Annotated in this window: 13 protein-coding genes and 1 pseudogene; 10 read left to right on the top strand and 4 right to left on the bottom strand. The window is 43.1% G+C overall.

All coding sequences use genetic code 11. The annotated features are described in order from the left end of the window. The first annotated feature begins 5 nt into the window (after nt 1–5). Both OZ660_RS18725 and OZ660_RS18720 read left to right on the top strand, forming a co-directional pair. Complete coding sequence (locus tag OZ660_RS18725) at nt 6–3,251, top strand: type I restriction endonuclease subunit R (protein ID WP_274741993.1); 3,246 nt, start codon at nt 6–8, stop codon at nt 3,249–3,251. A 102-nt stretch (nt 3,252–3,353) separates the two neighbouring features. Next, nucleotides 3,354–4,334, top strand: a complete 981-nt coding sequence (locus OZ660_RS18720; RefSeq protein WP_274741992.1) for a hypothetical protein — start codon at nt 3,354–3,356, stop codon at nt 4,332–4,334. Between the two features lie 117 nt (nt 4,335–4,451). Here the strand turns inward: OZ660_RS18720 and OZ660_RS18715 are convergent. Next, nucleotides 4,452–4,646, bottom strand: a pseudogene (locus tag OZ660_RS18715) (IS3 family transposase); the annotation flags it as partial. 260 nt (nt 4,647–4,906) lie between these two features. Between OZ660_RS18715 and OZ660_RS18710 the strand changes: the two are divergent. The 4 genes from OZ660_RS18710 to OZ660_RS18695 all read left to right on the top strand — a co-directional run bounded on the left by OZ660_RS18710 (nt 4,907) and on the right by OZ660_RS18695 (nt 13,693). Beyond that, the gene (locus OZ660_RS18710) at nt 4,907–10,885 is read left to right on the top strand and encodes a hypothetical protein (protein WP_274741991.1); all 5,979 of its coding nucleotides are present in this window, start codon (nt 4,907–4,909) and stop codon (nt 10,883–10,885) included. Then, the gene (locus tag OZ660_RS18705; protein ID WP_274741990.1) at nt 10,885–12,378 is read left to right on the top strand and encodes a MotA/TolQ/ExbB proton channel family protein; all 1,494 of its coding nucleotides are present in this window, start codon (nt 10,885–10,887) and stop codon (nt 12,376–12,378) included. The genes OZ660_RS18710 and OZ660_RS18705 overlap by 1 nt, the downstream gene beginning before the upstream one ends. Next, complete coding sequence (locus tag OZ660_RS18700) at nt 12,369–12,920, top strand: hypothetical protein (RefSeq protein WP_274741989.1); 552 nt, start codon at nt 12,369–12,371, stop codon at nt 12,918–12,920. The genes OZ660_RS18705 and OZ660_RS18700 overlap by 10 nt, the downstream gene beginning before the upstream one ends. 113 nt (nt 12,921–13,033) lie before the next feature. Further along, nucleotides 13,034–13,693, top strand: a complete 660-nt coding sequence (locus tag OZ660_RS18695) for a hypothetical protein (RefSeq protein WP_274741988.1) — start codon at nt 13,034–13,036, stop codon at nt 13,691–13,693. 60 nt (nt 13,694–13,753) lie between these two features. On the opposite strand, the gene OZ660_RS18690 is transcribed toward OZ660_RS18695, so the two are convergent. The 3 genes from OZ660_RS18690 to OZ660_RS18680 all read right to left on the bottom strand — a co-directional run bounded on the left by OZ660_RS18690 (nt 13,754) and on the right by OZ660_RS18680 (nt 16,715). Then, nucleotides 13,754–14,335: a hypothetical protein gene (locus OZ660_RS18690; protein WP_274741987.1), complete on the bottom strand. Its 582-nt coding sequence runs from the start codon at nt 14,333–14,335 to the stop codon at nt 13,754–13,756. A 533-nt stretch (nt 14,336–14,868) separates the two neighbouring features. Beyond that, nucleotides 14,869–15,801, bottom strand: coding sequence for an agmatinase (speB, locus tag OZ660_RS18685; protein ID WP_274741986.1), 933 nt, complete (start codon nt 15,799–15,801; stop codon nt 14,869–14,871). A gap of 209 nt (nt 15,802–16,010) precedes the next feature. After that, nucleotides 16,011–16,715, bottom strand: coding sequence for a substrate-binding periplasmic protein (locus tag OZ660_RS18680; RefSeq protein ID WP_274741985.1), 705 nt, complete (start codon nt 16,713–16,715; stop codon nt 16,011–16,013). Between the two features lie 439 nt (nt 16,716–17,154). Here OZ660_RS18680 and OZ660_RS18675 point away from each other — a divergent pair, with 439 nt between their 5' ends. The 4 genes from OZ660_RS18675 to OZ660_RS18660 all read left to right on the top strand — a co-directional run bounded on the left by OZ660_RS18675 (nt 17,155) and on the right by OZ660_RS18660 (nt 25,080). Further along, nucleotides 17,155–20,061 carry an EAL domain-containing protein gene (locus OZ660_RS18675; protein ID WP_274741984.1) on the top strand — a complete coding sequence of 969 codons (2,907 nt, stop codon included), beginning with the start codon at nt 17,155–17,157 and terminating at the stop codon, nt 20,059–20,061. A 586-nt stretch (nt 20,062–20,647) separates the two neighbouring features. Further along, the gene (locus OZ660_RS18670) at nt 20,648–21,895 is read left to right on the top strand and encodes an efflux RND transporter periplasmic adaptor subunit (protein WP_274741983.1); all 1,248 of its coding nucleotides are present in this window, start codon (nt 20,648–20,650) and stop codon (nt 21,893–21,895) included. Nucleotides 21,896–21,898: 3 nt separating this feature from the next. Continuing rightward, on the top strand, nt 21,899–22,615 hold the full coding sequence (locus OZ660_RS18665; RefSeq protein WP_274743474.1) for an ABC transporter ATP-binding protein: 717 nt from the start codon (nt 21,899–21,901) through the stop codon (nt 22,613–22,615). After that, nucleotides 22,612–25,080, top strand: a complete 2,469-nt coding sequence (locus OZ660_RS18660; RefSeq protein WP_274741982.1) for an FtsX-like permease family protein — start codon at nt 22,612–22,614, stop codon at nt 25,078–25,080. The genes OZ660_RS18665 and OZ660_RS18660 overlap by 4 nt, the downstream gene beginning before the upstream one ends. Nucleotides 25,081–25,117: the final 37 nt, after the last annotated feature.

Below are 25,117 nucleotides of genomic sequence, written 5' to 3'. Positions count from 1 at the left end.
TTTTCATGGCCATGACAGAAGAAACTTTAGTTCAGGAAGTCACTGCGGATTATTTGCTCAATGAATTGTATTGGGATGAATCAATTTATGGCATGCATGAAAAGCTTGGCAAAGAAGGTGACTTAGGAAGGCTTTCCGAACAAGAAACTGTACTGACACGATATCTAGGCGAGAAACTAATTACGCTTAACCCTGGTTTACCTGATATTGCTTACCAGGAAGCGCTTCGTATTGTTTGTGAAGCGTCTTCGTCAACAAATATAGTGGCTGCCAATAAAGAGAAGTATGCGCTACATAAAAATGGCGTTGAGGTGACTTTCCAAAATGAAAAAGGGGATCGCGTTAAAAAACGTCTCCGTTTGTTTGATTTTGATGATTACGATAATAACCATTTCTTGTTAGTTCGTGAATTTTGGATAAAGGGTGATATATATCGACGCAGAGCGGATCTTGTTGGATTTGTGAATGGCATCCCTCTTGTTTTTATGGAAGTTAAAAATGTTCATAAAGATATTCGCGCAGCTTATGAACAAAACCTTGCTGACTACAAAGATACTGTCCCTCACCTATTTCATCACAATGCGTTTATTATTCTAGGAAACGGAATCGATGCCAAGTTAGGTTCAATTTCTAGTAAGTTTGAACATTTCAATGACTGGAAGCGACTGAAAGAAAATGAATCAGGTGTAGTCGATATGGAAACTTTATTAAAAGGGACCTGTTCCAAAAGCAATTTGATGGATATTTTCGAGAACTTTACATTATTTGATGAGAGTTCAGGAAAATTAGTAAAAATTGTTGCTAGAAATCACCAATACCTTGGTGTAAGTCGCGCTATTGATGCAGTGATAAACCGTAATGAACGTCTAGGAAAGCTAGGAGTTTTCTGGCATACACAAGGATCTGGCAAGTCCTACTCAATTGTCTTCTTTGCACAAATGGTTCATCGTAAATTAGGTGGAAACTACAGTTTTGTTGTGCTGACTGACAGGGAAGATTTGGATACTCAAATATATAAAACCTTTGCAGGTTGCGGTTTAGTGGACAACGATAAAGATCCTTGTCGAGCGGATAGCGGCAAAGATCTCAAAGCACTGATCGGCCAGCAGAAAGCCTTTGTGTTTACTCTCATTCAAAAATTCAATGAAAAAGTCGACCCTAAAAAACCTTACTCAGAGCGTGACGATATTATCGTAATAACCGACGAAGCTCACCGAACACAGTATGGCACCTTGTCTTTAAACATGCGAAATGCACTACCAAATGCCAGCTTCATCGGATTCACTGGAACGCCATTATTTAAAGATGATGAGATTACGAAGAAGGTTTTTGGTGATTACATATCAACCTATGATTTCCAGAGGGCTGTTGAGGATAACGCTACGGTGCCATTGTACTATGATGCCCGAGGCGAGGAACTTGTATTTACCGATGATGATGGGAATGAGCACACGGTTGCGGACCCCAAAGGCATTAATGAGCGCATAGCCGAAAAGCTAGATGAACTGGAAATAGAGGATGTAGATGTTCAGCAAAGGCTTGAGCGAGAGTTAAAGCGCGATTACCACATCATAACAGCAACAAGTCGGTTGGATCAGGTTGCCCGTGACTTTGTTAGTCATTATTCAAATGGCTGGGAAACGGGAAAAGCAATGTTTGTGTGTATTGATAAGATCACGTGTGTACGTATGCATAAACTTATCGAATTCTATTGGAAAGAAGAGATAAAAACCAAAGAAAAGGAACTCAGCTCTGCGAGTGATGAACAAGATCTAGCCTGGCGTGAAAGGCAATTGGCATGGATGAAAGAGACGTTGATGGCAGTTGTGGTTAGTGAAGAGCAAGGAGAAGTTGCTAAGTTTGAGAAATGGGATTTGGATATCAAACCCCATAGGCTGCTACTTAAAACTGGATTTGAGCTCGATGATGGTTCTAGATTGGATATGGAAGAAGCCTTTAAGGCTAAAGAGCATCCGTTCAGAGTAGCTGTAGTATGCGCTATGTGGTTAACAGGTTTTGATGTACCAACACTTTCAACACTCTATTTAGACAAGCCTTTGAAAGCACACACACTGATGCAGGCCATTGCTAGGGCAAACCGCGTTGCTGAAGGTAAAAATAATGGCCTAATTGTAGATTATTGCGGGATCTTGAAAAACTTACGGAAGGCATTGGCTACTTTTGCAGGTGCCGGTGACGAAGGCCATGGTGGTGATAAAGGAGAGAAAGAACCAGCCAAGCCTAACGAAGAGTTATTAGAAAGTTTAAATGAATCCATAAATTACGTAGCTGAGTTTTTGCGAAAGTACGATTTTGATTTGAATTTAATAGTAACTGAAACTGGTTTTGCTAAAAATGCGGTAATTGCTCAAGCAAAGGAAGTTATCAATCAAAACGATGAAACTCGAAAACGTTTTGAGGTGATGGCCAGAGAGGTATTCAGTAAGTTTAAAGCGTGCATCAACGTACCTGGTGTGAATTCTTACCGAGACATACGCGATGCGATAAATGTTCTTTACAAGAGTTTACAGTCAGACAAAGAAAAAGCTGACATCTCCGATATCATGAAAGAGCTTTATGGGATTGTAGACGCGACAATATATACAACGTATAAGGTAAGTGAATCAAAGTCTGATAGTGAACGAATCTACGACATCAGTAAAATTGACTTTGAACGTCTTCGTCAAGAATTTGCACGTTCAGAGCACAAAAATACAACAGTTCAATCCCTCAAGCATGCTGTAGAGAAAAAGCTTGCTCGGCTAATGATGCAAAACCCTTTACGTACAGATTATCAATTGCACTATGAACAATTGGTGAAGGAATACAATCAAGAAAAGGACCGTGTACTCATAGAAAAAACATTCGAAGCATTGTTGAAACTAAATGAGGAATTGTCCTACGAAGAAAAGCGTTCTATACGTGAGGGCCTTGACGAAGAATCACTAGTACTTTTTGATCTGCTTAACAAACCTGAATTAAAGCCTAAAGAAATTACGAAAATAAAGAAAGTGGCAATGGAGCTTTTGGCAAATTTAAAGGCAGAACGCTTGCGAGTGGCTAACTGGCAGCAAAAAGAGTCTTCTAGGGATGCTGTCAAACAGCAGATTTTTGATTTTTTGTATGATGAGAAAACCGGCTTGCCTATTGAACAGTACGAAGAGGATGAAATTTCAGATATTACTGATAGAGTTTTTTTGCACATATATAGGGCTTATCCAGAGTTGCCATCACCGTATTATGGTGGGTAACCCCCTCATAGGTCGATCTGCAAGGCAAAGAGAAGTAGTCATTACCTCATTGAGGAGCTCTCATTTAACCAAATACTAATAATTTAAATAGGATAAGTATAAATGGCGGTTTATATAGCTAATTTTGGTCGAGAAAATTATGCCTGGAAAGAATGTTTACAAAGACCGTCAATTGCAACCATGAATGGTGTCGATGTGCACGACTATTGGATCAGTGGAGATAAAGAAAGCTATATCGAATACTGTATACGACACTACAAAACAGCAAGAGGGTTGACCCCAGTTCCCGCAACAGCGTCTCGATGGTTCAAACTAATGAGTATAATTACCGAAACACAAGGTGATTATTGGATCCATAAAGATGGCGATGATATTTGGTGGACCTTGTCAAAATCAGAACCAGCTATTTTTGAGCCACTCACCGAGCCAGTATCTCCAAACCGTGAAGTAATAATTTGTCATAAACCTTGTGAAGAGTGGCGGAAAAAAGATGCTTTGGGTCGGCTATTAAAGTGGAAGTCTATTCATCCAAAAGGGCGTGATTTCCTTTCAACTGAATCTACTCTGCAGCGCCTATCCCCTAAGAATGCTGCATATGCGATTGCTCTTATAAAAGGAGAGTCGCTAGATGATTGGCACAATTCTAAAGATTGGAAAGTAAAACTAGCAAAGTCGGCGTCAAAAGGTGGAGAGGTAAACGTATTTACGGCGTGGGAGCGTGCTCTTTATCGTATCGCTTACACAGCGTTCAACACAACCAAACACGCAGATGGTGGCAAAGTTGAAAAAACGAAAAAAGTAAAAAATATGGGGTTTTCATCACAAGTGGAACTCGAAAATTACTTAGCTAATTTAGCTGCAGACCAAGATTATATGTGTGCTTTGACTGGACTGCCTTTTAACCGTGAAGATGATCAAGAATATACAGAGCTGAACATATCTTTAGACCGTATTGATAGTGACGGGCATTACGAGCCAGGAAACTTACAAATCGTTTGTAAGTTCGCTAATCGATGGAAAGGAGCTGACAATAACGCAAATTTTCTTGATTTAATCGAACAGATTCGACGCTATGCTCAATAGTAGATGGGTATCACCTATCGACTCAGTAAAAGCTTTAATGTATCCCAAAGCAAGTTAATTAGATGGGACAAGCTAGGCTGAGTCGTACCGGTAAATTCGGAGACGGATTTGTTTGAGTCATCCTGCCGCATCTTCGGCTAGTTGTCGATAATAGTTTTCCTCATATTCAACCGATGGAATGTCATTAATAGGTTCAAGTAGTCGTTTGTTGTTGAACCAGTCGACCCAATCTAGTGTTGCAAGCTTGACTTGCTCCAGTCCCTTCCAGGGGCCGTCTTTGTGGATGAATTCGGTTTTGTATAAGCCATTGATTCAGTTATTAATAAAGTTAGTAACTTTTGTTATCTAAGCTATTTCGTCATTATAAAATGGGGAACTCTCAAGCAAAAACAATTCTTCATGAAGATTTTAGAGTGTTTTTTGTCCAATTATATTGCAAAAATCCGGGGAATCGTATTTACTTAGCGAAAATATCAACTGCTTCTAATGGACTAGGCGTCTTTTTGAGTGTGCCTGTAGTAGAGCAATAAAAGCATTTCATCACTTTGACCAGGGAAAAGGAGGCTGAGCTGATGATGCCTATAAAGCGCCTATTACCTGTACTTTTTCTTTATTTATCTGCCTCCATATACGCGGAACCAACGACGCCGCGATACTTTAATGACTGGGAATTCCAACTCTACCAGCTAAAGTACCAATTCGATCAAATCGAAAAGTTTTCGTCTGGAAAAGTCAATGAAGATAGTCATATATTTATCGACCAGACACTCAGCGATCATGGTTTTGACTCCAGACTGTTTGCTGAATTCAGTCGCATTTTGATTGCCTATGCTCAAGGTGATTTAACCTTAGTACCAGATTCCTGCGACGCACTTGACGATGTAATCATCGATTCCTCCGATTCAGCTATACAAGCAAGGCTCACCGCTCTATCTAAAGATAGTGGACGCATTTTTTATTCTTTCATAGAAATGCAACTGCTTGCTAAAGCCGCACAAGTTTCAGAAAGTGAACGCAACAAAAATTCTTCTGTTTATGATCTTGTGTGTAAGCGAGTAATCGAATTACAAAGGTCGTTTCGTGTTTTAGCTGAGTCACCAGTTAACTTTGATGTTGATGCCTTCGGTGAAGCAGTGTCTCGCGCTTTCCCTGAGACTGATGAGATAGTCTATTTTGACGCAAAAGGTGTCGCTCTGAAAGCTGCATTTTTCCGTTATCTTCCGGTTATCTTCCATAAGCTTAACATTCCTAATTCACCCCTGCGAAAGGAATTAGTAGAGGCCATTATTGGCCAGAGTGATACTAAAAAAGTTGGAGATCGGCTACAGCATGTGGTTCTTCGCGTTATCGAGGCTGAGGCATACACTCAGCTATTTGATGTAATTGATACTATTCCACTAGATGCTCTGGAACGCTTTGAAGGAGAGGCAGCGAAAACTATAAGAGCAGAGGCGAAATCCGCTCGCAAGATACTTGATCAAAGTCAATATATTCAGGCTAACGAGCAAATTCAGCAGACCATTGTTGACATTTCGCAACTAATTGCTGCACAGCAGAAGATCATACATTACGTGGACTCTGTTGGTGAAAACATTAAAGTTATTACCTATAACATCAATAATTTAGACGATGCTGACCAGGTCGTTAAACAGGTGGTCGAAGAAGCAGCAAAGTATACGGCTGATCAACTCTGTGACGAACTTTATAGTCTAAATAGTGATGCTGAATTGGGGCCATCATCATGGGGGAAACTACCAACTACCCAGAATCCAGTAGGTTACAGGTTCACTGTTGAAGCAGATCAAAGCAAACGGCGCAGTCAATTTGATAATCGCCAGCTGTTCAAGGCTCGGTTGGAAATTTTGGTGCGTATGCCGAGCGTAGAGTACTTGGGTCGCTGCTCTAACGCAAATAACTTAGCTTTTAAGGCCGTTGATACTGGAATTGTCATTGACCATATTGTTAGGGCTGAAACTATTGACTCAATAGCTAAGGGATTCCGGCGTTTAGAAGTTCAGAAGAACACAATAATCTCAAATATACAAGAGTCACGTCGCGCACTAAATAGTCTGGGCCTTATGGGGGATTGGATAAATAATGCTCCCTATTGGACGATAAACAATGACTTCAGCAAAGTTGATTTAATTTTGCCTCTACGCGAAGTCAATACTACTGTGCCCCTCATCGACAACGGGGAAGTGGTACTCGACCTACAGCAAACTGGTTTGTCAATGTGCGACACCATAACTGCTCAAGTGCTCCCTGGAATTCTACAAGAATGGACCGCAGCGTACCAAGTTCCAATAGCTGATGATTGGACACTTACGTTCAAAGGACAAAGTAGCGCAGCAATTAGCGCGAATAGCTGCAGTGCTTTCTACGAATCAGTGAAAAATAGTAACAGTGGATTGCCAGCTCTAGGTTTGGCTGAGCTAGCCACTGAGGTAGCTCTAGTACTATCTGGTTCGGTGAACGGTGCAAGCTTTGACTGGGAAGTCAACGTGTACGCAAATGTGTTGAACGATGAAGTAACCGTAAAGGGCTTTCAGTTTGGCCCGCCACCAGAGGTTTTGGTCGATCAAATTGAGGGCTATAAACAGCGGCTTATGGGCGATGTTTTGAACGGTCTACCCGTTGACGTTGATTTTTTAATGGACGCTCCTGGATACATTGAGCAACTAAGTGATTTAACTATCCCCTTAGCTTTCCAGGTTTCTACGCCAAATTGCGCGGCCGAGTCGATTCAAATTGGTCTTCATTTACCGAGTCTTGGATTGACGTTATCAGACGAGACACTTAGAACTCAAGTGGAGTCACTTGCTCGATGTGAAGGTACTCGACTGATTACAGATGTGATCGACCAGGAGCTAAGTTGTGATAATTTGCAACTCAGTTTCTTCGGCATAAATATAGAAGGACATGAAGCTGAGGTTACAACAACGGCATCAGATGCACTAATTCAATGCAAGGTTGCAGTGGACACCAAGTTTGCGGGGAAATCGATCAAGTTGCGTGATATTTTAGTAAAAATCACGGAAAACGGTCCTGGTTATGATTTCTCTGAAGTTAAAGACGAAGGTACCCTAACTCGATTTGTGGAAAGCGAAGTTAAACGTGTTCTTGGTGAAGTAGCCAAAGAAGGCTTATTGCTTACTAACGCTCGCTTTTCAAAGAATGCCTTACTAGTTGATGTCACGTTAGACCGCCCCGAATTGTTCGGGAAAGTCTCTTTCGGCACACTCACGGTTCATGCGTCTGGGCGAGTGTCGATTGATGCAGAACTTGATCGCATATTGCAAAACCGAGTTGCGGATATCTTAGAATCAAAACTTGAGACGTTAGCGCGAAAAACTCTTCCAAAAGAAGTAGAACGCGTTGATATCAACATCGAATTGCCTAGTGAAGGCAACCAATTACAAGCTGGCGCTGTTGTAACCCTTAGAGTTAATGATGATCTGCCCGTAATCACAGGCAATATCGATTTATTGCCTAATCCACAATTCTCCATTCAATTCGATGAAGCGGCGATTAGAAATGCACTTCAAGGGCAGATGGCAAGTTTCCTTAAAGACTATGTGAAATTCAGTTCCGGGCCAGTCCAAGCGGGGGTAAAAGACGTAAAATTTGCTCCTAATTACGATGTTATTTTGAGTGCCTTTGTCAATATCAAGCTCGATACATTAGGTGAACTTAAAGCAGATCCTATTTACATTTCAAAAGCAGGAGTTGAATTCGGAGGCCGATTAGAGGTAAGAGTTGCACACACATTGCCGTTGATTCCAGCACCGGTCCCCGTGTTCTTGGTTCGGCCCGGTGTATTCTATGATTTTGAAAAAGAAGAAGTAGGTGCGCTTGGCGCTCTGACAATCGTAGCGCCACCTTTGTCTGAAATCTTACAGATAGACGCTTCACTAACGACAGATGATCCTGAACGCTTCCTTCAGAAACTCGTCCTTGAGGGAGAAATGATCGTGATTAACACGGTCCCCCTTCTTCAAGCGAAAGGTGTGCTCGATTTCAAGAATGCACAAGTGACTTTTGACGGGCAAACAGCCCCAATTTTAGAACGTATATTTAGCGCGTCTATGCGCGGTGCATTCAAACCAAAAGAGGAGCTAGCGGAAATCAACACTAGAGTGACCATTTTCGATGTGGATTTGAGCAAAACGGCTCTTGCCATCTATGTTAATCAGTGCCCAGATAGATGCATTAAAGGCTCCGCAGCCGCAGACTTGGGGATTGGTAGCGGTCAACTTTCGGCTGAATTTGGCCCCTTCATTGTTGATGGTCTCATCCAAATGGGATTTGAATTGAATCTATTTGGCAAAGAGCTCGGGAGCGCTGATTTTGAGGCTGAAATTGCTCGCGCTAAATTGCGGGCGACTGTTTTCGAAGTCTTGACCTTTAGAGTTACCACTCCGTCGAAAAGTCAAATGACCCCCGAATATATTGCTGCAGTAATTGCCTCTCTGCTAAACGTCGACCTTGAGGATATTTTGAAGTGGCTTGAAAACCCTGAAATCAAACTTGCTCCAGCAGGAAAACCAAGTTCAGGTGATGATAGTGGAGATGGGAGTGATGGAGGTGACGAGGGTGATGAAGCTAATGGGGATGATACTGGAGACGATCGAGGTGGAGTTAATCCATGTTGCACCATCCCTCCAACAGAAGAGGAGTTAAGAGATACCACGCAGACTCAAGTTTTGGACGATGCACCACCATCTCGTAATCCAACGGTTGATGGTAATTCAGCCGTCGCTTGTGATTTCAATCACAAAACATGGGGGTTTGTAACACGATGGTCAAACCGTTCACGCCTAGAGTATTATCCTCGCCAATGGCTTACTGATGAAGCGTTTGAGAAAATTTGTGTTAAACGCAATAAGCCAGGAAACTTACGAACTTGGGGAGACATAGATGTATATTACATTGATGACAACTATCGATTGGTTGAGACTGTTGCTGGGTATAACACCAATCGTGAGCCGCTAGCACTTCAAAAAGAAGACGACGACCGCGCATACTACGCCACAGAAAGGTTACCCGTCTATAACGTGCACTACACACACCCGCCAGATGGCGACGAGCCTAGGGCGCGTCGTTTGATCATCGATGGTCGCATCTTTGAGGAATTGGAAGCCTCACAGCAAGTGCAGCGAAAGGTCGAAATTGAAATTCTAAAAGCAGATCTCAACCATTTCCAAGACTTTATTTTTGATGTCAATGAATCGGGCGATTCATGCAAACTAGACCAAGCGGAAACGTTAACACAGCGCGCAGATCGAGCCATTAAACGAATGGTTTTTGACCAAACGGGCTATCGACCATCCTGTTTCGTTGAGTTATATGAACCTTTCTTTTCTGGTTGGCTATCAAACAGCACGTCGCTTGAGATCACAATTAATACCATTGCGCTCAGTGAAACACATAAAGGTTCTGAAAGGTTTTACTTCTGGTTGAATAAAAACAATGACGCTGCCATCTTTGAGCGCCGCTGTCTGCCTTGGTGGCGCTCTGAGCTACGCGGGAATTGCTTTGTGGAAGGCGAATCAGCAACTTTTGACGAATTAAATCAGCGAGCAATTGAGAGCTTACAAGCAGTACGTAGTGCCATTGAACCAAACAAAATACTGCAACTGAATATGGATGAAACCGATCGTTTTATGAACGATGCGATACCATATATTTTGACAGGCCGTACCCCCCCTGAACGTGGAATAAGCATTCCACTTGACTCAGAAGTAGCGAGTTGCGGAGTGACTCACATTACTATGACGGAAGATGAAGGTCGGCTGAAATTCAGAGCGCGAGTGAGTGACGGTCGACAGAGCCGCTTTGAGAATGTCACAGTAGATAAACATGGACAGCACGCCTATTGGGCAGACAGCGGTGCCCAAGTACTAATCGACACTATGGCTAACTTCTTGGTTTGTGAAGACCAGCCCGAGCAGTGGTTGCAAAGCAATCGCATGTGGCTGGAATATTCCGAGGGCGAGCGCAGTTCACAACCCATTTTGTTCTACAGTATATTGGGTGAAGGTGAATATTTCACTGTTACCGATATCCAGCGCGGACAGTCGATTTCGCAGTATACGGTTCCCAAATTTAATCCCTATTTAAAAACCAGTGGTATTGGTTTACTCGACGCAACCAAGGTGCAGCTATATAACCTTATATCAAAACGCGATGGTGCCTGGATTGACATTTATGTTAACCGTAGCCAGCGCATTGAACTGCTAGAACTGCAACTTGACGAAGGCGTTAGTTTTGAATTGCGCCCTTTCGCTTGCGTAAACTACAGCACTGGTCAAGAAGACCTCGGCTGCGAAAATCCGCTTCCACTGCAGGGAAGCAATCAATTCAATACCGTTAGTATCATCAGTCTCGCCAACCTTCAACGTTGTCTGGGCGAACTTCCGAGTAATCCTCGTGTAAACTCTATGAAAGCTTTGCTCAATGTGGAGAATCCAACTCAACGATATGGTATTGGGCCTGTGCGGCTTCTACGCGCCTTATCTGCCAATGAAAATCTGTCCTGTGGGGTCAACTAATGAGCTATATAATTAAAAAGATAAGAAGTGTTTTTCAGACTATCACTTCTGACTCGACGGTTATAAGGAATCGATTGTTTCCGATCAATTTTGTGACCCATCTGTTGATCATCTATTTTTCAATCTTAAGTGGCTACGGCGTTTACAAGAGCATTTTGGTCAAATCACATGATGATCTCTTGAACGGGTTGCGCACGACACAGGTTGTACCTGATATTTTAAAGAACTATTCCACAAGTAGTATCTCTATCGATGGGAAAACAACAGATGACAAGACACTCTCAAACCGTGAATTATCTGAACTGCTTCTCGCTGCTGAAATCGTTGAGAGCCGAGATGTTACGGACCCTGATGCGATTCTTGATGTTGAGAACGGAGGCGTGGGTGCCTGGTTAGCGACGACACTACTAAACACTGACTTGCAATCAGATAACCTCAATTTGGTGGATGCCATGGCGGGCTTGCCGCGAGTATCGGAAGACAGTAAACCAGTAGCGGTGCCGACCCTTGAGGTGTTGGTGCGTTTGTATCGCAAAACAGGTTTCGGTGGCGATGGGCAAGAGAGTACCTTTGATGATATCGATGTTTATAGTGAAGCACTTGCTAAAAGTTTGGCGGGCATGAACCCAGAGCTTTGCCCATTGACTGTTGGTTTATGCGGTGTCCTGAATAAGATCACATTCACATCAAATGGGCGCGACAGCATCAAAAATGTTGATATCGCATCGTCGATTAAAAATGTTATGAAAGACCCATACCGTCATTACGATCCAGCGCTGACAACTAGTTCATATCAGCTCGCACCCATGGTTTTCAATCCTTCGGGTGTTGGTGGTGTTTATTATGCGTCGTCACCAGGTGCAAGCGCCCTCGATCTGGCCAATCAAAACTGGTTTATCGAGGAGCCATCACAGCTTAGTGAAGCAGTATTTCGACTATCATACTTGCTAGTGAATGAGCTTTACCGACACGATAACGTAAAAGACCCGCGCTTCATTTATCAGGCGTTTCGAGGCGAAATTCAGCTCGCGCTGTTTATCTTAATTAGCTATCTCGCCATCCTTTTGATTTGGCGGGTAATTCAGGTAGTGGTCAGACAACCAACAGAGAGTGACTGGGTGCGTCGAGCGTTGATTCCATCGGCCGTACTAACCCGTGGCAACATTGATATCGAGAATTACGAACGTGAATTAATCAGAAGCCGCGGCTCGATCGACCAACTTATAAACGTGCTACCTCTCATTGGCCTCTTTGGGACAGTTTACGGTATTTCGGGTGCGCTACCCAACGCTGCAGCAGCTGTAAGTGGCTCTGGCCCTGCCGCAGCAGCGAGTGTAAATGCACTGTTCGAGCAGTTGGGACTCGCGTTTATAACAACGGCGATTGCGGTGGCCGGGGTGATTATCCTGGAATACTGCTGGGAGAAAATTCAAACTTTTGAAGAAGTATTGATATGGAAACACCTTCACGATAAGGAAAATCCATGTCCATAGAGCATCAATTTAAAAAACTAAGAAACCCCGCATTTGCGCACTCATTCGCCGACTTAATGATGGGGGCTATGGGAATTATCATCGTCCTATTAACATTCTTGAAGATTGTCGAGATTAAAGGGCAAGGCAGTGTAACGGCTGATAGTGAACTTACTTTACCGCCAGGGCTACGTGATTTAAACGCACATCCTCTTGTCAGACTTCGACTTATAAGTTGTGGGTCGACGATTGAGTCGATTTCGAATGACCTAGCGATGAAAATTGAGACAATGCCTGTCGAAGTGTTAACTACTGCTCGCCAGAATCCCTTGGTATCAACAGGCCGCATTGGGGATTGCATTGTACAAACCCTAGTTTTTCCTCAGGGGTTACAGGGTGCACCGCTTCAACTTAGTGCGATTGAGTACTCAGAATACCCGATAAATTTCATCTTTAATATTGGTGGGTTTGCACTTCAAGAGCGGCTTCAACCGTTTCACGGTGATGCGGGAATCGTGGCGGTAATAAACCCCGAAAATCGCAATATTATCGAGATAAGGTAGGCGTAATGGATACGTCAGAGCTGAGCGTCTATAAAAAGAAACGAGCTAAGATTCGATTATCTTATTTACTGCTCGATATTTTCCTGGGTGGCTTTATTGTTGGTGTTGTATTGATGACTACTTTAGGACGCCCAGCGAGCAACGCACCAGCAATTGGGTCGGGTGGATACCCCTTTGTGCTGGTAGAGTTTTATTGGGACCAGGATTGGGACTCGGGACTTAACGTGTTCAGCCCTTTGGTCTCACATAGTTCACAATTGGATCAGCCAATCACGCCTGAACATAGTCTTCATGCTTTGGGCTTTGCCTCACCCGCAAATGCCGCTAACTCTCGCTTATGGCTACCCTATGATTTGTTATCTGGGTATTTTGATGTTGGTCAATCCTTTCCTGCGCAGAGTGTCAGCATGGATGGATTTTATTTAGATCCCACAGAAGGGCTCCAAATGACTAATTCAGAGCGTGATCCTACAGTCGACGGCAAAGGCTATGGGTATTTATGGATAGAAAACCCGTGCTATGGGAAGTGGAAATTTGCCCTGCGCCACGTTGAGGAAACCTTGTCTAGTTCGACTCAAAATGTGATGGTACGTGTCAGCTACTCCCAAGGCGAACTCGATAAAGACTCGAAAGTTGATGAGAATACCTCAGGCCCGATAAATGCAGCTATTAAAGCCGACTCTGCACTATACGAAACGATCGCCGGTTTGAACGAGATTGAGATATCACTTGATGCAGAGGTATTGAAACGAGCCGAATGCCCAGCATCTTAGTTAATAAGTGCCTTTTTGCTTTAAGATCACGAATTCTAAAACGGCGCAGATCCTAGTAATTCAGTTGCTTCTTATCAAACGTTCCATGTATTTAAGCGGCAATTCTGTTGAGCCACGCACTGGAACATTAAGCCCAAGAGGCTTCAGCACATCAGCAACTTCAACCATAAACGTTATACAATCATTTTCTGAGAGCGCGTAAGAACGAAGAACTAGGTCGCTATTGCCGGCGAGACCCAACTGTTCCATAGGCGATGCAGTTAAACCAAAAGCACTGTCGTAGTCGTCCTTATTTACCTTTATCCGCAAACATTGTTGCATCGAACTTGTATATTTCTCCTTACCCAAATAGCCAGCTACAGGGTCTCCGAAGTAAGAATTCAATGCAGAGATAGCATCCGCATCAGTTGTGTGGCCAATACTTGTTAGAGTAACATCACCGTTGTGTTTTATATGGGTGAAGGACACAAACGCATGTCCAGGAAGGTTGAGTGGTGCATCAGGAGAGGGGCGAGCACACAGAGCAATTTCATAGATACCACTTGGATCGGACATGTTGGAGAGATCGATTTCCTTAGCTAATACATTAGGTATATGAACAATCAAATAGACAAGTAGAGCAATGAATACGGATTTCAGCATTGTTATTTCCCTTTATTGATAATTAGCTCAACGAGCTTCTAAGTATGCATTGTCACAGTGCTGTCTCAAGTGACGTTATTTCATTTTACAACTTAATTATTATTAAATGAGAGTGACACATGGAAGTCAAGGTGAGCAGTTCGCTTGAGTCATTCCTAAGATTTCGTGAAATGACAATTTAACTTACCAGATGGAAACACTGTCTTTCTACGGTAATTATAGTAATAAAAAACTAGGGTTCATTTGCATAGCAATATTATAAATCTTCCTGAGTAGTTTAATCAGGGAGAATATGCCAACTACTTATTAACAACTTTATTGTTTCGATAATTTTAAAATCAATCTGAAAAACGTAGAAAATTAACAACTTTAATATTTTTATCGATTTTACCTCCCCCAACAAAACAATAGGTTATTGCATCATTTGTTAACAACTATATTGTTCACCAACACGTCAATAATGTTAAAAAGTAAATAAAAAACGGGGCAGTGAAATGCCCCGTTTTTTTAATCTTTCAACACACTCTAAGTTTTTACTTTTCTCTAGAAACCCATAAGTGCAGTAAGTCAACGCCGATAGTAGCCGCTGCTAACGCAGTGATATCACTTTGATCGTATGAGGGTGCCACTTCCACTACGTCCATACCCACCAAGTTGATGCCCCGTAACCCCTGAAGAATTCGAAGTACCTTGTCTGTCGATAAACCACCACACACTGGCGTGCCAGTACCCGGTGCAAACGCGGGGTCGAGGCAGTCGATGTCAAACGTTAAGTAAACTGGTAGGTCACCAATAGTATGTTTAATCTGCTCAACAATATCGTGTGGCGCCATATCATTGGCTTGCATGGCATTGATTACCGTGAAGCCGTGATTTTCCTGTGTATAGTTTGTACGAATACCAATTTGTATTGATTTTTCTTTGTCAATTAACCCTTCGTTTGGGGCGTGATAAAACATAGTGCCATGGTCGAATCGACTGCCATTGCTATACGTATCGGTATGGGCATCGAAATGAACTAGCGCCATTTTGCCAAATTTTTTCGCGTGTGAACGCAGCAATGGCAAAGTAACAAAGTGATCGCCGCCAAAACAAAGCAGGGTTTTGCCGGATGCTAAAATCTCGTCAGCCGCCATTTCAACGCGGGCGCAAAACTCTTCGCTATCTCCGGCAGAGAAGACTAAATCACCTGCATCACAAACGTGACACTGTTCTGCTAACTTAAAATCCCACGGAAACCGTTGACCTTCCCACGCTAAGTTGATTGACGCTTGACGAATTGCATCTGGCCCCATGCGAGCACCTGAACGACCCGAGGTTGCCATATCAAATGGCAATCCTAAAATCACGACATCGGCATCTCCCTTAGTTGGATCTTGCGTTAATGGCGCGCGCAAAAATGTCATTGCATTTGAGTAAATAGAGTTATCAACTTGATTGAACACGCTACTGGTTAAAATAGACATTAAAAGTCCTCAAAATAAACATAACCATTTAAAACTAACACTAGCTCACTACAGATTGTTTCACATTCATTTTTGATTTAACGAAAGGTGTACATAGTCATTCCGTTATCGTGCTTTAAAAAACGCAGAGTAAAGCTCAGTTATTGTATTAAGTCTATGAAAATTATTTTCTACAAAGCGAGTTTAAGTCATTACGTGTGCTCACCTTGCTACAGGTGTGTATTAACCGTCTCGATTATTTCACTGGCGTGTGGGTGGTGCTTCGACACGATGATGTGCACAGGTAACTGCATCAGTAAATCAGTAGTTAACGCATCGCCGTAATCTGTTTGCTGGTCGGTTAAGTAGGTTAAAAAATAGGGCAGCTTATCTAATTCAACTAGGCGTACTCCTTGAGAAAATGTCTTTACGTCATAGCGTTTTGAAAGCGGGTGTTGGGCCTGTAAGTAGCGCTCAATAAAAGTAAAACTATTTTCAGATAAAGCGGCGTAGGCCACGGTGCTAATTTGTTCGATTTGCGTGACGGGCGTTGTATCGTGCTTGCGTATAGCACTTAAGTTTATGAAATACAGAGGCTTGTTGCTGATATAAAATGTTTTATGTAAAGCCTTTGTGGGACTTACCGCGGTACTAATGTCATAACGTCCGGCATGCAGGTTATCGATGCCCCTATTTAATGAATCAAAAGCAAACGCTAGCGAGTATGGTGTATTGGCAAATAAGTGCTGCGCTTTTTCAACGGCAATGCCGCTGGCAACGCCATCTTTTGATACAAATTCAAAGGGCGGCTGGTTTGTATAAAAATACGTAATGGTTTGCGGTAGTGTGTTTTCTAGAGAGGTAGCCTTGGCAAGGCTATGTGTAGCGAGAGCTCCCAGTATTACGAACTTTACTAACCAAATAACTTTCGGCATTGCACTCTCATACTTCTATAACTGTCGAAAACGTTAACGCTACTTTCAAATACTCCTTTTACGATTTCCTTCAAGTGTTAGGTGAATGTCTGTTGTGCTCTAACATTCAAACTAACGGTTTACCTTTATTATAGTGCAAATCCCGAATCTCGCTTTTTTTCATCATTCTTAGCTATCAAAAGCCTTGTGTGCCGCGCCTTTCAGACTAAAGAGGCATACAGCATTATTGTGTACCGTGGTAAAGTGAGACAAGTGGCATTACCAGTAAAACGTTTACAAAATGCACGTGTGCAACCAATATACTGAGTAGAGTGGCAAGCGCGTAAAATCTTTACAGTACCTCGGTGACAAACATGGTCGCGCTAACCTGTTTAGGCTTTTGTAAAAAAGAGCAGTAGTAACTGTTCGCATTGTTTTGCAGTACACATTTAGGAAGCTGATGCTATATCGATTGGTTTTGTTTTTTTTATTAGTGCTAAGTTCGTTAGGGCTTTCACAGCAAAGCCATGCCTATAATCACCATGTCGTCTTAACGCCTTCAATTGAATCTATCGATCCAACCCGAGATATCCTGTTTTATGCAGATGAGGCGGGAACACTTTCTGTTAACGATGTAAAGGCCCTAAGTGCAGCTCAATGGTCTGAAATTCCTGATGGCAACCCAAATTTTGGCTTTACTGATCATACGATATGGCTGAGTTTACGAGCGGTAAATAGCAGCGACAAGCCACTGCCTTTATACTTACATATTGACTATGCACTACTGGATAATATCGAGTTCTTTGCTTATTCCACCGAGCAGAAAGAGACAAATACGCCCAGTGATTATTACGCATTAGGTGACCTTAAGCCGTTTGCCGAGCGCCCTGTTGACCATCCTACATTTGTCATGCCGTTTGGCTTAGCGCCTTACGAGTCAAAAGATATCTATCTGCGGATAGCGACGCAAGGTACATTACAAACGCCTATTTCTATTTGGCAGCGCGAAGCGTTTTTACAGCATTCAAAAGACGTGGCGTTTCTTTATGGGTACTTCTTAGGTGCTTTGCTCATTATGAGTGCCTATTACTTGTGTTTGTCGGTTATAGTCAAAGACAAAACGTATCTACTATACAGTATTTATATAACGTGTATGGCAGGTGTTCATGGTTCACTAGATGGCTATACCTATAAGTGGTTTTGGCCGTTTGCTACACAGTGGCATCAAGTGTCATCGCTGGCCTTTATCTCTGTTGGTATTACCGTTACTATTTTCTTTACCCGTGCATTGCTGCAGCCTCCCAAGACAAGTCTACTCAACGGTTTTACCAAAACTATTGGTCTAATCGCCTGTGTGTCAGCCATCGTCACGTTGTTCTTACCTTACCATTTAGCAGCACAACTCAATGCAGGTATGACTGTAGTTGTGATGTCTAGCGTGTTTATTACTTGCATTGCGATGCTGAAGTATAGCCCGCGTATTGCGCAGTTTTTCTGTTGGGCGTGGTCTGCTTATTTTGCGGGAATCATTGCTAAATCATTGACCAAAATGGGCGTCTTACCTTCAACATTTATTACGGAATATGGTGGGAATATTGGCGCGCTTGTTGGCATTGTCATTATCGCTTTGGCGCTGGCCGATCGCATCAATACTGAGAAGCGAAAACGAGAGAAAGCGCAGCAAGAGTCTATTGATAATTTAAGGCGTTTTGAAACCCTTTATGAAAATGCCCTTGAGGGAATCTTTACGTTGTCAGAGCGAGGTGATTTGCTAGGGGCAAATCCAGCCTTCTTAGATATTGTTGGGTTGGACAGCGTTGAAGGTTATGACGGCAACTGGTTGACGTTAGATGGCTACGTAATGGAGTTTAAAGAGTATATTGCCTTGATTGAAGCCATTAAAACGAAAGGTCAGGTGCTCGATCACGAGACAAAAATGACGAATAAACAAGGTGGCTATATTTGGGTGACCATTTCAGCGCGCTTGGTGAGCGAAAAAGGTGACAATAAAATTGAAGGTACGCTCATTGATATTAGCGAGAGAAAGGCCTTTGAACAGCAACTACAGCACCTTGCTGAACATGATCCCCTTACCGGTTTCTATAATCGTCGGGCATTTGAAACTAAAACTTCAGACTTGCTAAATCGGGTTAAGCACAACGAAGACAAAGCCTGCGTACTCTATCTTGACTTAGATCAGTTTAAAATAGTTAACGACCTTTGTGGGCATACTGCCGGTGATCTTCTGCTGCAAAAGTTAAGCAAGCGCCTACAGGAAGAGGTACGAAAACTTGGTGATGACCAATTTATTGCAAGGCTAGGGGGAGATGAATTTGGTATCTTACTGAGTAATTCGAGTCTGCGAACAGGGCAGCGCGCTGCAGAGAAAATTCGCCAGTCGGTGGAGCAATTCTTATTTTTGTGGGAAGGCAAGCGCTATACCGTAGGCGTTAGTATCGGCTTGGTGGAATTATTGCCATATCACCTTTCGGTAGAGCAAGTCCTCGTGATGGCTGACACTGCATGTTACATGGCAAAAGATCGTGGGCGAAATCGCGTTCATGTATTTGTAGAAAGCGATCAGGACATGCAATTTCGTCAGCTAGAAATGCAATGGGTCAATACCATTAAAGAAGCGCTGGAAAAAGACCAGTTTTTCTTGGTAGCGCAAAACATTCAAAGCAAAGCCCCAGGTCCACATCAACATCATTACGAAATATTACTTAGGTTAATGAACACAAATGGGAATCTGTGCTCACCTGGACAATTTCTTCCCGCTGCCGAGCGCTACAATTTAATGCCCAATATCGATCGCTGGGTAATTAGAGCCTATTTCTCTTGGCTAAGTGAAAACCCTGAGCATTTGGCACAGCTAGATTGTGCAAGTATCAATTTAAGTACACACAGTATTGGCGATAAGTTTTTTGCCAATTATCTCATAGACGCGTTTGAACGATACGCCATTCCAGCTGAAAAAATATGTTTTGAAATAACCGAAGGCATGGCAATTATCCATCTCGACAATACTCAGGCATTCATTGAGCGGTTTAGGGAGTTAGGGTGCCGGTTTGCGCTCGACGACTTCGGTACAGGCTTTTCATCTTACGCCTATCTTAAAGACTTGCAGGTGGACTATCTGAAAATTGATGGTGTGTTTGTAAACAATATTTGCGACGACGAAATAAGCCTTGCGATGGTGAAGTCGATAAGTGAAGTTGCAAAGGCCATTGGCATAGAAACCATAGCTGAGTTTGTAGAAGATGAAGCAACGCTAAATAAGCTTTCTGAAATAGGTATTGACTATTTTCAAGGCTACCACGTGCACAAACCCAGCCGATTAGACGCGAACGTATTTCACCTCGTTTAGCGCCTGAAATGTACCAAAGGCACGGCTAAAATTGATAGCGATAAAAAAGCCCGATAGCAGCTGTAGCACTACTATCGGGAAAAACGCAATACACGAGAATTGCGCCAGTAAGAGCTAAATTGAGATTGCAAAACAACTAACAAACACAATACCTGATAGTAGGAACTCGTTATCAAACACTGTGTTTTTAGCGCTAGTAGCTCACAAAAAACACCGAGAAAGACGGAATTCAGTGGATCTTTCTTAGTACTCAATCGCATTGAAAGAAGCGAACTTGTGGGTAACAGAGGACACTGTTGAACGCACAAATACAACGCTACTCTCTAAGCAATGCAAATGTTACTGGCATTGAGAACAGAAAATGTACCCAGAGTACAAAGATTCATACTCATCGTCCTCACCGCGTTCGTCCCCTCTCAGGCCATCGCTGACTCTACACATTAAAAACGAACAACTTTGTTCGATTTCGAACTGGTGAATCAAAAAGACCTAAACTGAAATTCCGTAAGCACATGTAATTTAATACTTTTTATGATTGGCACGCCTTTTTCTTACGTTTATTGAAAATAGAAAATGGTAGAGCACCATGAAAATTGAAATCTCGCAAAAAAAGTCTAATCGCCGGTGGTATGCACTTGGTCTTGTAGTGGTTACTTTTCTTAGTCTGGCCTTTGTTTTTAATCAGGAAGAAACACTTGTGGTGTCAGCAAATGAGATTGATGTACTACAGGTAGAGCAAGGCAACGTTGATTTGTATAGTCAGGCCTTTGGAGAGTTGTTTTCCGAACAAGAGCGTTTACTCACTTCTCAGGCATCTGGAAAAGTAGCTGAAATTTACTTGCGGCCAGGGACGCAGGTCGAGCCCGATACCGTCATATTGTCGCTGGCAAACCCAGAGTTAGACCGAGCACATCAGTCTGCACTTGGTGACTACAATGCACAAAAGGTGCAATTGGAATCTTTTGATTTAGAACAGCAAAATGAGCGCTTAGACTATCAAAGCCGCATTGCCGACATTGAAGCTGCGCTAGAGCGAGCCAGACTTGAACTAGACGTTAATAAGCAGCTTTCAGAACGTGGCGTGTCAGCAAAGCTTGAAATACAGCGCGCAGAGCTTGTTGTAAAACAAGAAGCTAAGAAACTCGCGTTCGAACGTGAAAAATATCAGCACTTTCTCAAAGTACAGGCCTTTCAATTAAAGCAACGTCAAATAGAGCTGGAACAACTTCACCAGCAAGTAGCTTTGCTTCAGCATCAGCTCGACGATATGCAAGTAAAAGCAGGTATACACGGCACACTACAAAGCCTTGATGTTGAGATTGGTGAAACCTTACCTCAAGGGTCGGTATTAGGGCGTGTAGGCTCAGTAGATAAACTGCTGGCACGCCTTCGTATACCGCAACATCAAGCTGACCAAATCACCGTAGGTGCGCCCGTTGAACTGACGACCAGAAAAGGCCTGATCACTGGCGAAATTAATTTAATTGAGTCTGTCGTTAATAACGGGGTTGTTATTGCCGAGGTCCGCCTTACCAGTGACTTACCCGCCGATGCTAGACCGCTAGCCCCCGTAACTGGGCAAATATTTATGAAAACTCAACATAACGCACTGTATGTGCCGCAACTGGCCGGACTGCGCCCTCTATCGCAACTAGAGCGATTTGTGATGAAAGAGGGTGAGAGTCAGGCGACTAAAAAACGCATTCAATTAGGTGATTTAACCAAAGGTAAGCTCATTATTCAGTCTGGTGTAGACGTGAATGATCGCTTCGTATCACAAATGCAGGACGCTTGGACTGCACATAACAAAATGACAATTAGACAAGAGGGATAAATGATGGGAAATAATATCGTCGTCAGTATGGATAGTATTCACAAAAAGTACATTGGTTCAGAAATTGAGACACATGCATTACAAGGTATTTCTCTTGATATCTATAGTGGAGAATTTGTTGCTATTACCGGACCATCGGGCTGCGGGAAATCTACATTACTTACTATTATGGGGTTATTAGATAGCGCAACAGAAGGCACCTACCAAATTAGTGATATTGACACCCAAGGGCTAAGTGTAGACCAGAGAACGCAGGTTAGAAATCAGCATATTGGCTATGTATTTCAATCGTTTAATCTTATCGACAGCATGACGGTGTTTGAGAATGTGGCGCTTCCTTTGGAGCATAGGGGAGAAAAGCCCGAAGCCATTAAGGATGCAGTGGTTGAAGCGCTTGATAAGGTGGGTATGCAACACCGAATTAACTACAAGCCCAACCAATTGTCAGGTGGTCAACAGCAACGTGTAGCGATTGCCAGAGCGCTAGTAGGTAAACCAGATTTAATCCTTGTTGATGAGCCTACAGGTAACCTAGATACCAAAAATGGTGATGCCGTAATGAAGCTACTCATGGAGCTGAATCAGCAAGGTTCTACCATAGTGATGGTGACTCACGATAGTCGGTACAGTGGTTTGGTGCACAGACAAATACAACTGCTCGATGGCAAGATCGTGGGTGAAAAACAAGTCAACTTCGTTCGTGAGCAGGGGGTCGCATGAGGTTGTATATCAATGCATTTAAGCAAGGTATAGCAAGAGTATTTACGCTACCTCGCTTGAGCTTACCATTAATATCGACACTGGGATTAACGCTTGCAGCGGTACTTACCGTGGTGGCGGTAGCGAATACATTGTTGTTTAAGCCCTTGCCGGATGTCAACGAAACAGACTTACATCAGGTGGAGCTGCAATTAGAATTCAACGAAGGGCTAATTGTTCCGTTTTTTAGCGATTTGCGCCGCGTGGCGTCGGCTAAAAATTACTGGGGTAATGATCTTGAATGGGCCTATATTTCGCCAGGGAACACCACTATTGATGTGGCTAACAGCGATATCAATGTAACTACCTTTAATGCATCAACAGGATCGCCAGAGGTGCTTGGATTAGCTCTACTCAATGGTCAGGGTAGTAATATTGAAAATGCCGAGGAAGGCGTGTGGATTTCAAAAAGCTTGTGGGAATCAGCGTATAGTAGCGCGACGGATATGACCCATATGACATTGCGTCTTGAAGGCAGCGACTATCCTATATTCGGCGTATTTGATAATTACACGAGCTTGAATACCGCAAGCTTAACTGGTGATACAGCCGAGCAAGTTTGGCGCTTTCAAAAGCTAGAGCAGAGTTTGGCTCAGCCAGATACCATTACGTTGAATATTGGTCCCATCACCGTTGTTCGCGGGCCTAAAGGTGATCTGCCGCAGCCCAGTGACTTAGAAAACTGGTTTGTGGATTATGCCAACAACGAAATTACCATCGACCGCGCCCGAGAGTTTTTGCTAAGTAAGAAAACCGTGGGTGAAGTGTCAAGTTACCGAGATGCGTTTATCGGTGACAGTGAGCAACTTGTGTTTGTCTTAATTATCGCCATGGTGAGTCTGCTTATTATGGCATGCCTTAACTTACTCAATATGTTTATTGCCCACTATCAAAGTCGCAGTAAAGAATTTGCAATTCAAATGTGCATGGGGTCTTCAGTAGGCAAGCTTCGTCGACTTATCTTTGTTGAGAATCTGCCCATGTTTTTGATGGCCACATTACTTGGCTTACTCGCGGCAGGCTGGTTAATTGAAGTACTCCCCGTTCTTGCGGGCGACAATTTACCACTGTTGGACCAAATTTCAGTGGATGTAAGTAGTGTAATACTCGCCCTTATTTTTATCGTTTTTATTAACGTAGCGTTTGCCACTATCGCATTGTTGTATGTCGATAAGATGACCTTAACGGACAGTCTCAATTCAAGTGGTAAAGGAACGCCAGCTCAGCAGAATCAAACCATAAGCAAGGCACTGATGGTCGTGCAGCTGTCATTGGCGTGCGTATTACTCACTGCTGCAAGTGTGTCAGTAAAAGATAGCTACAACAATGCTTACAGAAACTTAGGTTACAGCATGCCCAATGCGTATGAAGTTAGTATGGCTGTAGCGGATGATACATGGCGTACATCACTTGAAGAGTTTGATAACTACCAGGGCAGCGAATGGCAGCAACTGCGCCAAGCGTTTACTGAGCGTCTATCTGCTTTAGACGGTGAGGTGTTTGACATTAATGCACTTCCGCTGACGGGTAATGTGTCAATGAGTGCCTATCCTGATCCAGATTCTGGCGACTCCGTCATGATCCGTCCTATGATGTGGGCCCCTGGTGTATTTGATGCATTTGAAATCCCGGTAATTGCAGGGCGTGATTTAAACCTTGATGATGTTGGCCTGCCTAATATTCTTATTTCTCAATCATTTGCTATTGAACGTGCAGGTGAAGCCAACTGGATGTCTATGGTAGGTAAAGAAATAAAAATGGGTGACACTGCTGAGGACATTTTTAAGGTAGTTGGCATCGTACATGATATTGACCCAATGCCGTCAGGCACGCTTAATGTTGATGCGCCAGAGGTGTACTTTAGTAGCCCGACAAGAATGAACTTCAATACGTTATCGGCAGTGATTATCATGCCCGATGGAGAATCGTTAAACCTTGAAAGCGTAGCAAACCTTGTCAACGGTCTTGACCCCCGATTAGGAGAGTTACGTGTCGATTCAATGAGCGAGCGTTGGGAGTCAGTAACACAGGCAACTCGCCTTAACATGTTAGTTGTGGCAGGTTTGGCCTTGTTAACACTGGTACTGGCGGTCATCGGTGTGTCTGGTCTGAGCCAAATGACGGCAGGTCAACGCAGTTATGAACTGGCAGTCAGAATGGCTACAGGTGCAAAACAAGCGCGCTTATTACAGTTGCTGATGAAAGAGTCACTTTGGATGTTAATCATTGGTTTAAGTCTTGGCGCAATTGCTGGAGTGTTAGCTTATCAATATATGTTAGGCTTATTTGAAAATGCACCGTCTCTGGATTGGAGTGCAACAATAGGTATCAATGTGCTTCTTACATTCGCCATGCTGGTATCGGTTGCTATTCCCGGATGGCGAATTATACGCAAAGATCCAATGCGGACCTTACGAGAGCTATAGATAGTAGTGAGCGCATAAACTACACAAAGCCCCTGTC

The sequence above is a fragment of the Alteromonas sp. 009811495 genome, assembly GCF_028865455.1.
Taxonomy (GTDB): domain Bacteria; phylum Pseudomonadota; class Gammaproteobacteria; order Enterobacterales; family Alteromonadaceae; genus Alteromonas.
The sequence above is the reverse complement of the archived record's forward strand: the minus strand, read 5'-3'. Positions and strand labels throughout refer to the sequence as shown.

Excerpts from the sequence above, each read along its gene's own strand:
- OZ660_RS18725 (WP_274741993.1), top strand. The coding sequence starts at position 6 with ATGGCCATGACAGAAGAAACTTTAGTTCAGGAAGTCACTGCGGATTAT.
- OZ660_RS18720 (WP_274741992.1), top strand. The coding sequence starts at position 3,354 with ATGGCGGTTTATATAGCTAATTTTGGTCGAGAAAATTATGCCTGGAAA.
- OZ660_RS18710 (WP_274741991.1), top strand. The coding sequence starts at position 4,907 with ATGATGCCTATAAAGCGCCTATTACCTGTACTTTTTCTTTATTTATCT.
- OZ660_RS18705 (WP_274741990.1), top strand. The coding sequence starts at position 10,885 with ATGAGCTATATAATTAAAAAGATAAGAAGTGTTTTTCAGACTATCACT.
- OZ660_RS18700 (WP_274741989.1), top strand. The coding sequence starts at position 12,369 with ATGTCCATAGAGCATCAATTTAAAAAACTAAGAAACCCCGCATTTGCG.
- OZ660_RS18695 (WP_274741988.1), top strand. The coding sequence starts at position 13,034 with ATGACTACTTTAGGACGCCCAGCGAGCAACGCACCAGCAATTGGGTCG.
- OZ660_RS18690 (WP_274741987.1), bottom strand. The coding sequence starts at position 14,335 with ATGCTGAAATCCGTATTCATTGCTCTACTTGTCTATTTGATTGTTCAT.
- speB (WP_274741986.1), bottom strand. The coding sequence starts at position 15,801 with ATGTCTATTTTAACCAGTAGCGTGTTCAATCAAGTTGATAACTCTATT.
- OZ660_RS18680 (WP_274741985.1), bottom strand. The coding sequence starts at position 16,715 with ATGCCGAAAGTTATTTGGTTAGTAAAGTTCGTAATACTGGGAGCTCTC.
- OZ660_RS18675 (WP_274741984.1), top strand. The coding sequence starts at position 17,155 with ATGCTATATCGATTGGTTTTGTTTTTTTTATTAGTGCTAAGTTCGTTA.
- OZ660_RS18670 (WP_274741983.1), top strand. The coding sequence starts at position 20,648 with ATGAAAATTGAAATCTCGCAAAAAAAGTCTAATCGCCGGTGGTATGCA.
- OZ660_RS18665 (WP_274743474.1), top strand. The coding sequence starts at position 21,899 with ATGGGAAATAATATCGTCGTCAGTATGGATAGTATTCACAAAAAGTAC.
- OZ660_RS18660 (WP_274741982.1), top strand. The coding sequence starts at position 22,612 with ATGAGGTTGTATATCAATGCATTTAAGCAAGGTATAGCAAGAGTATTT.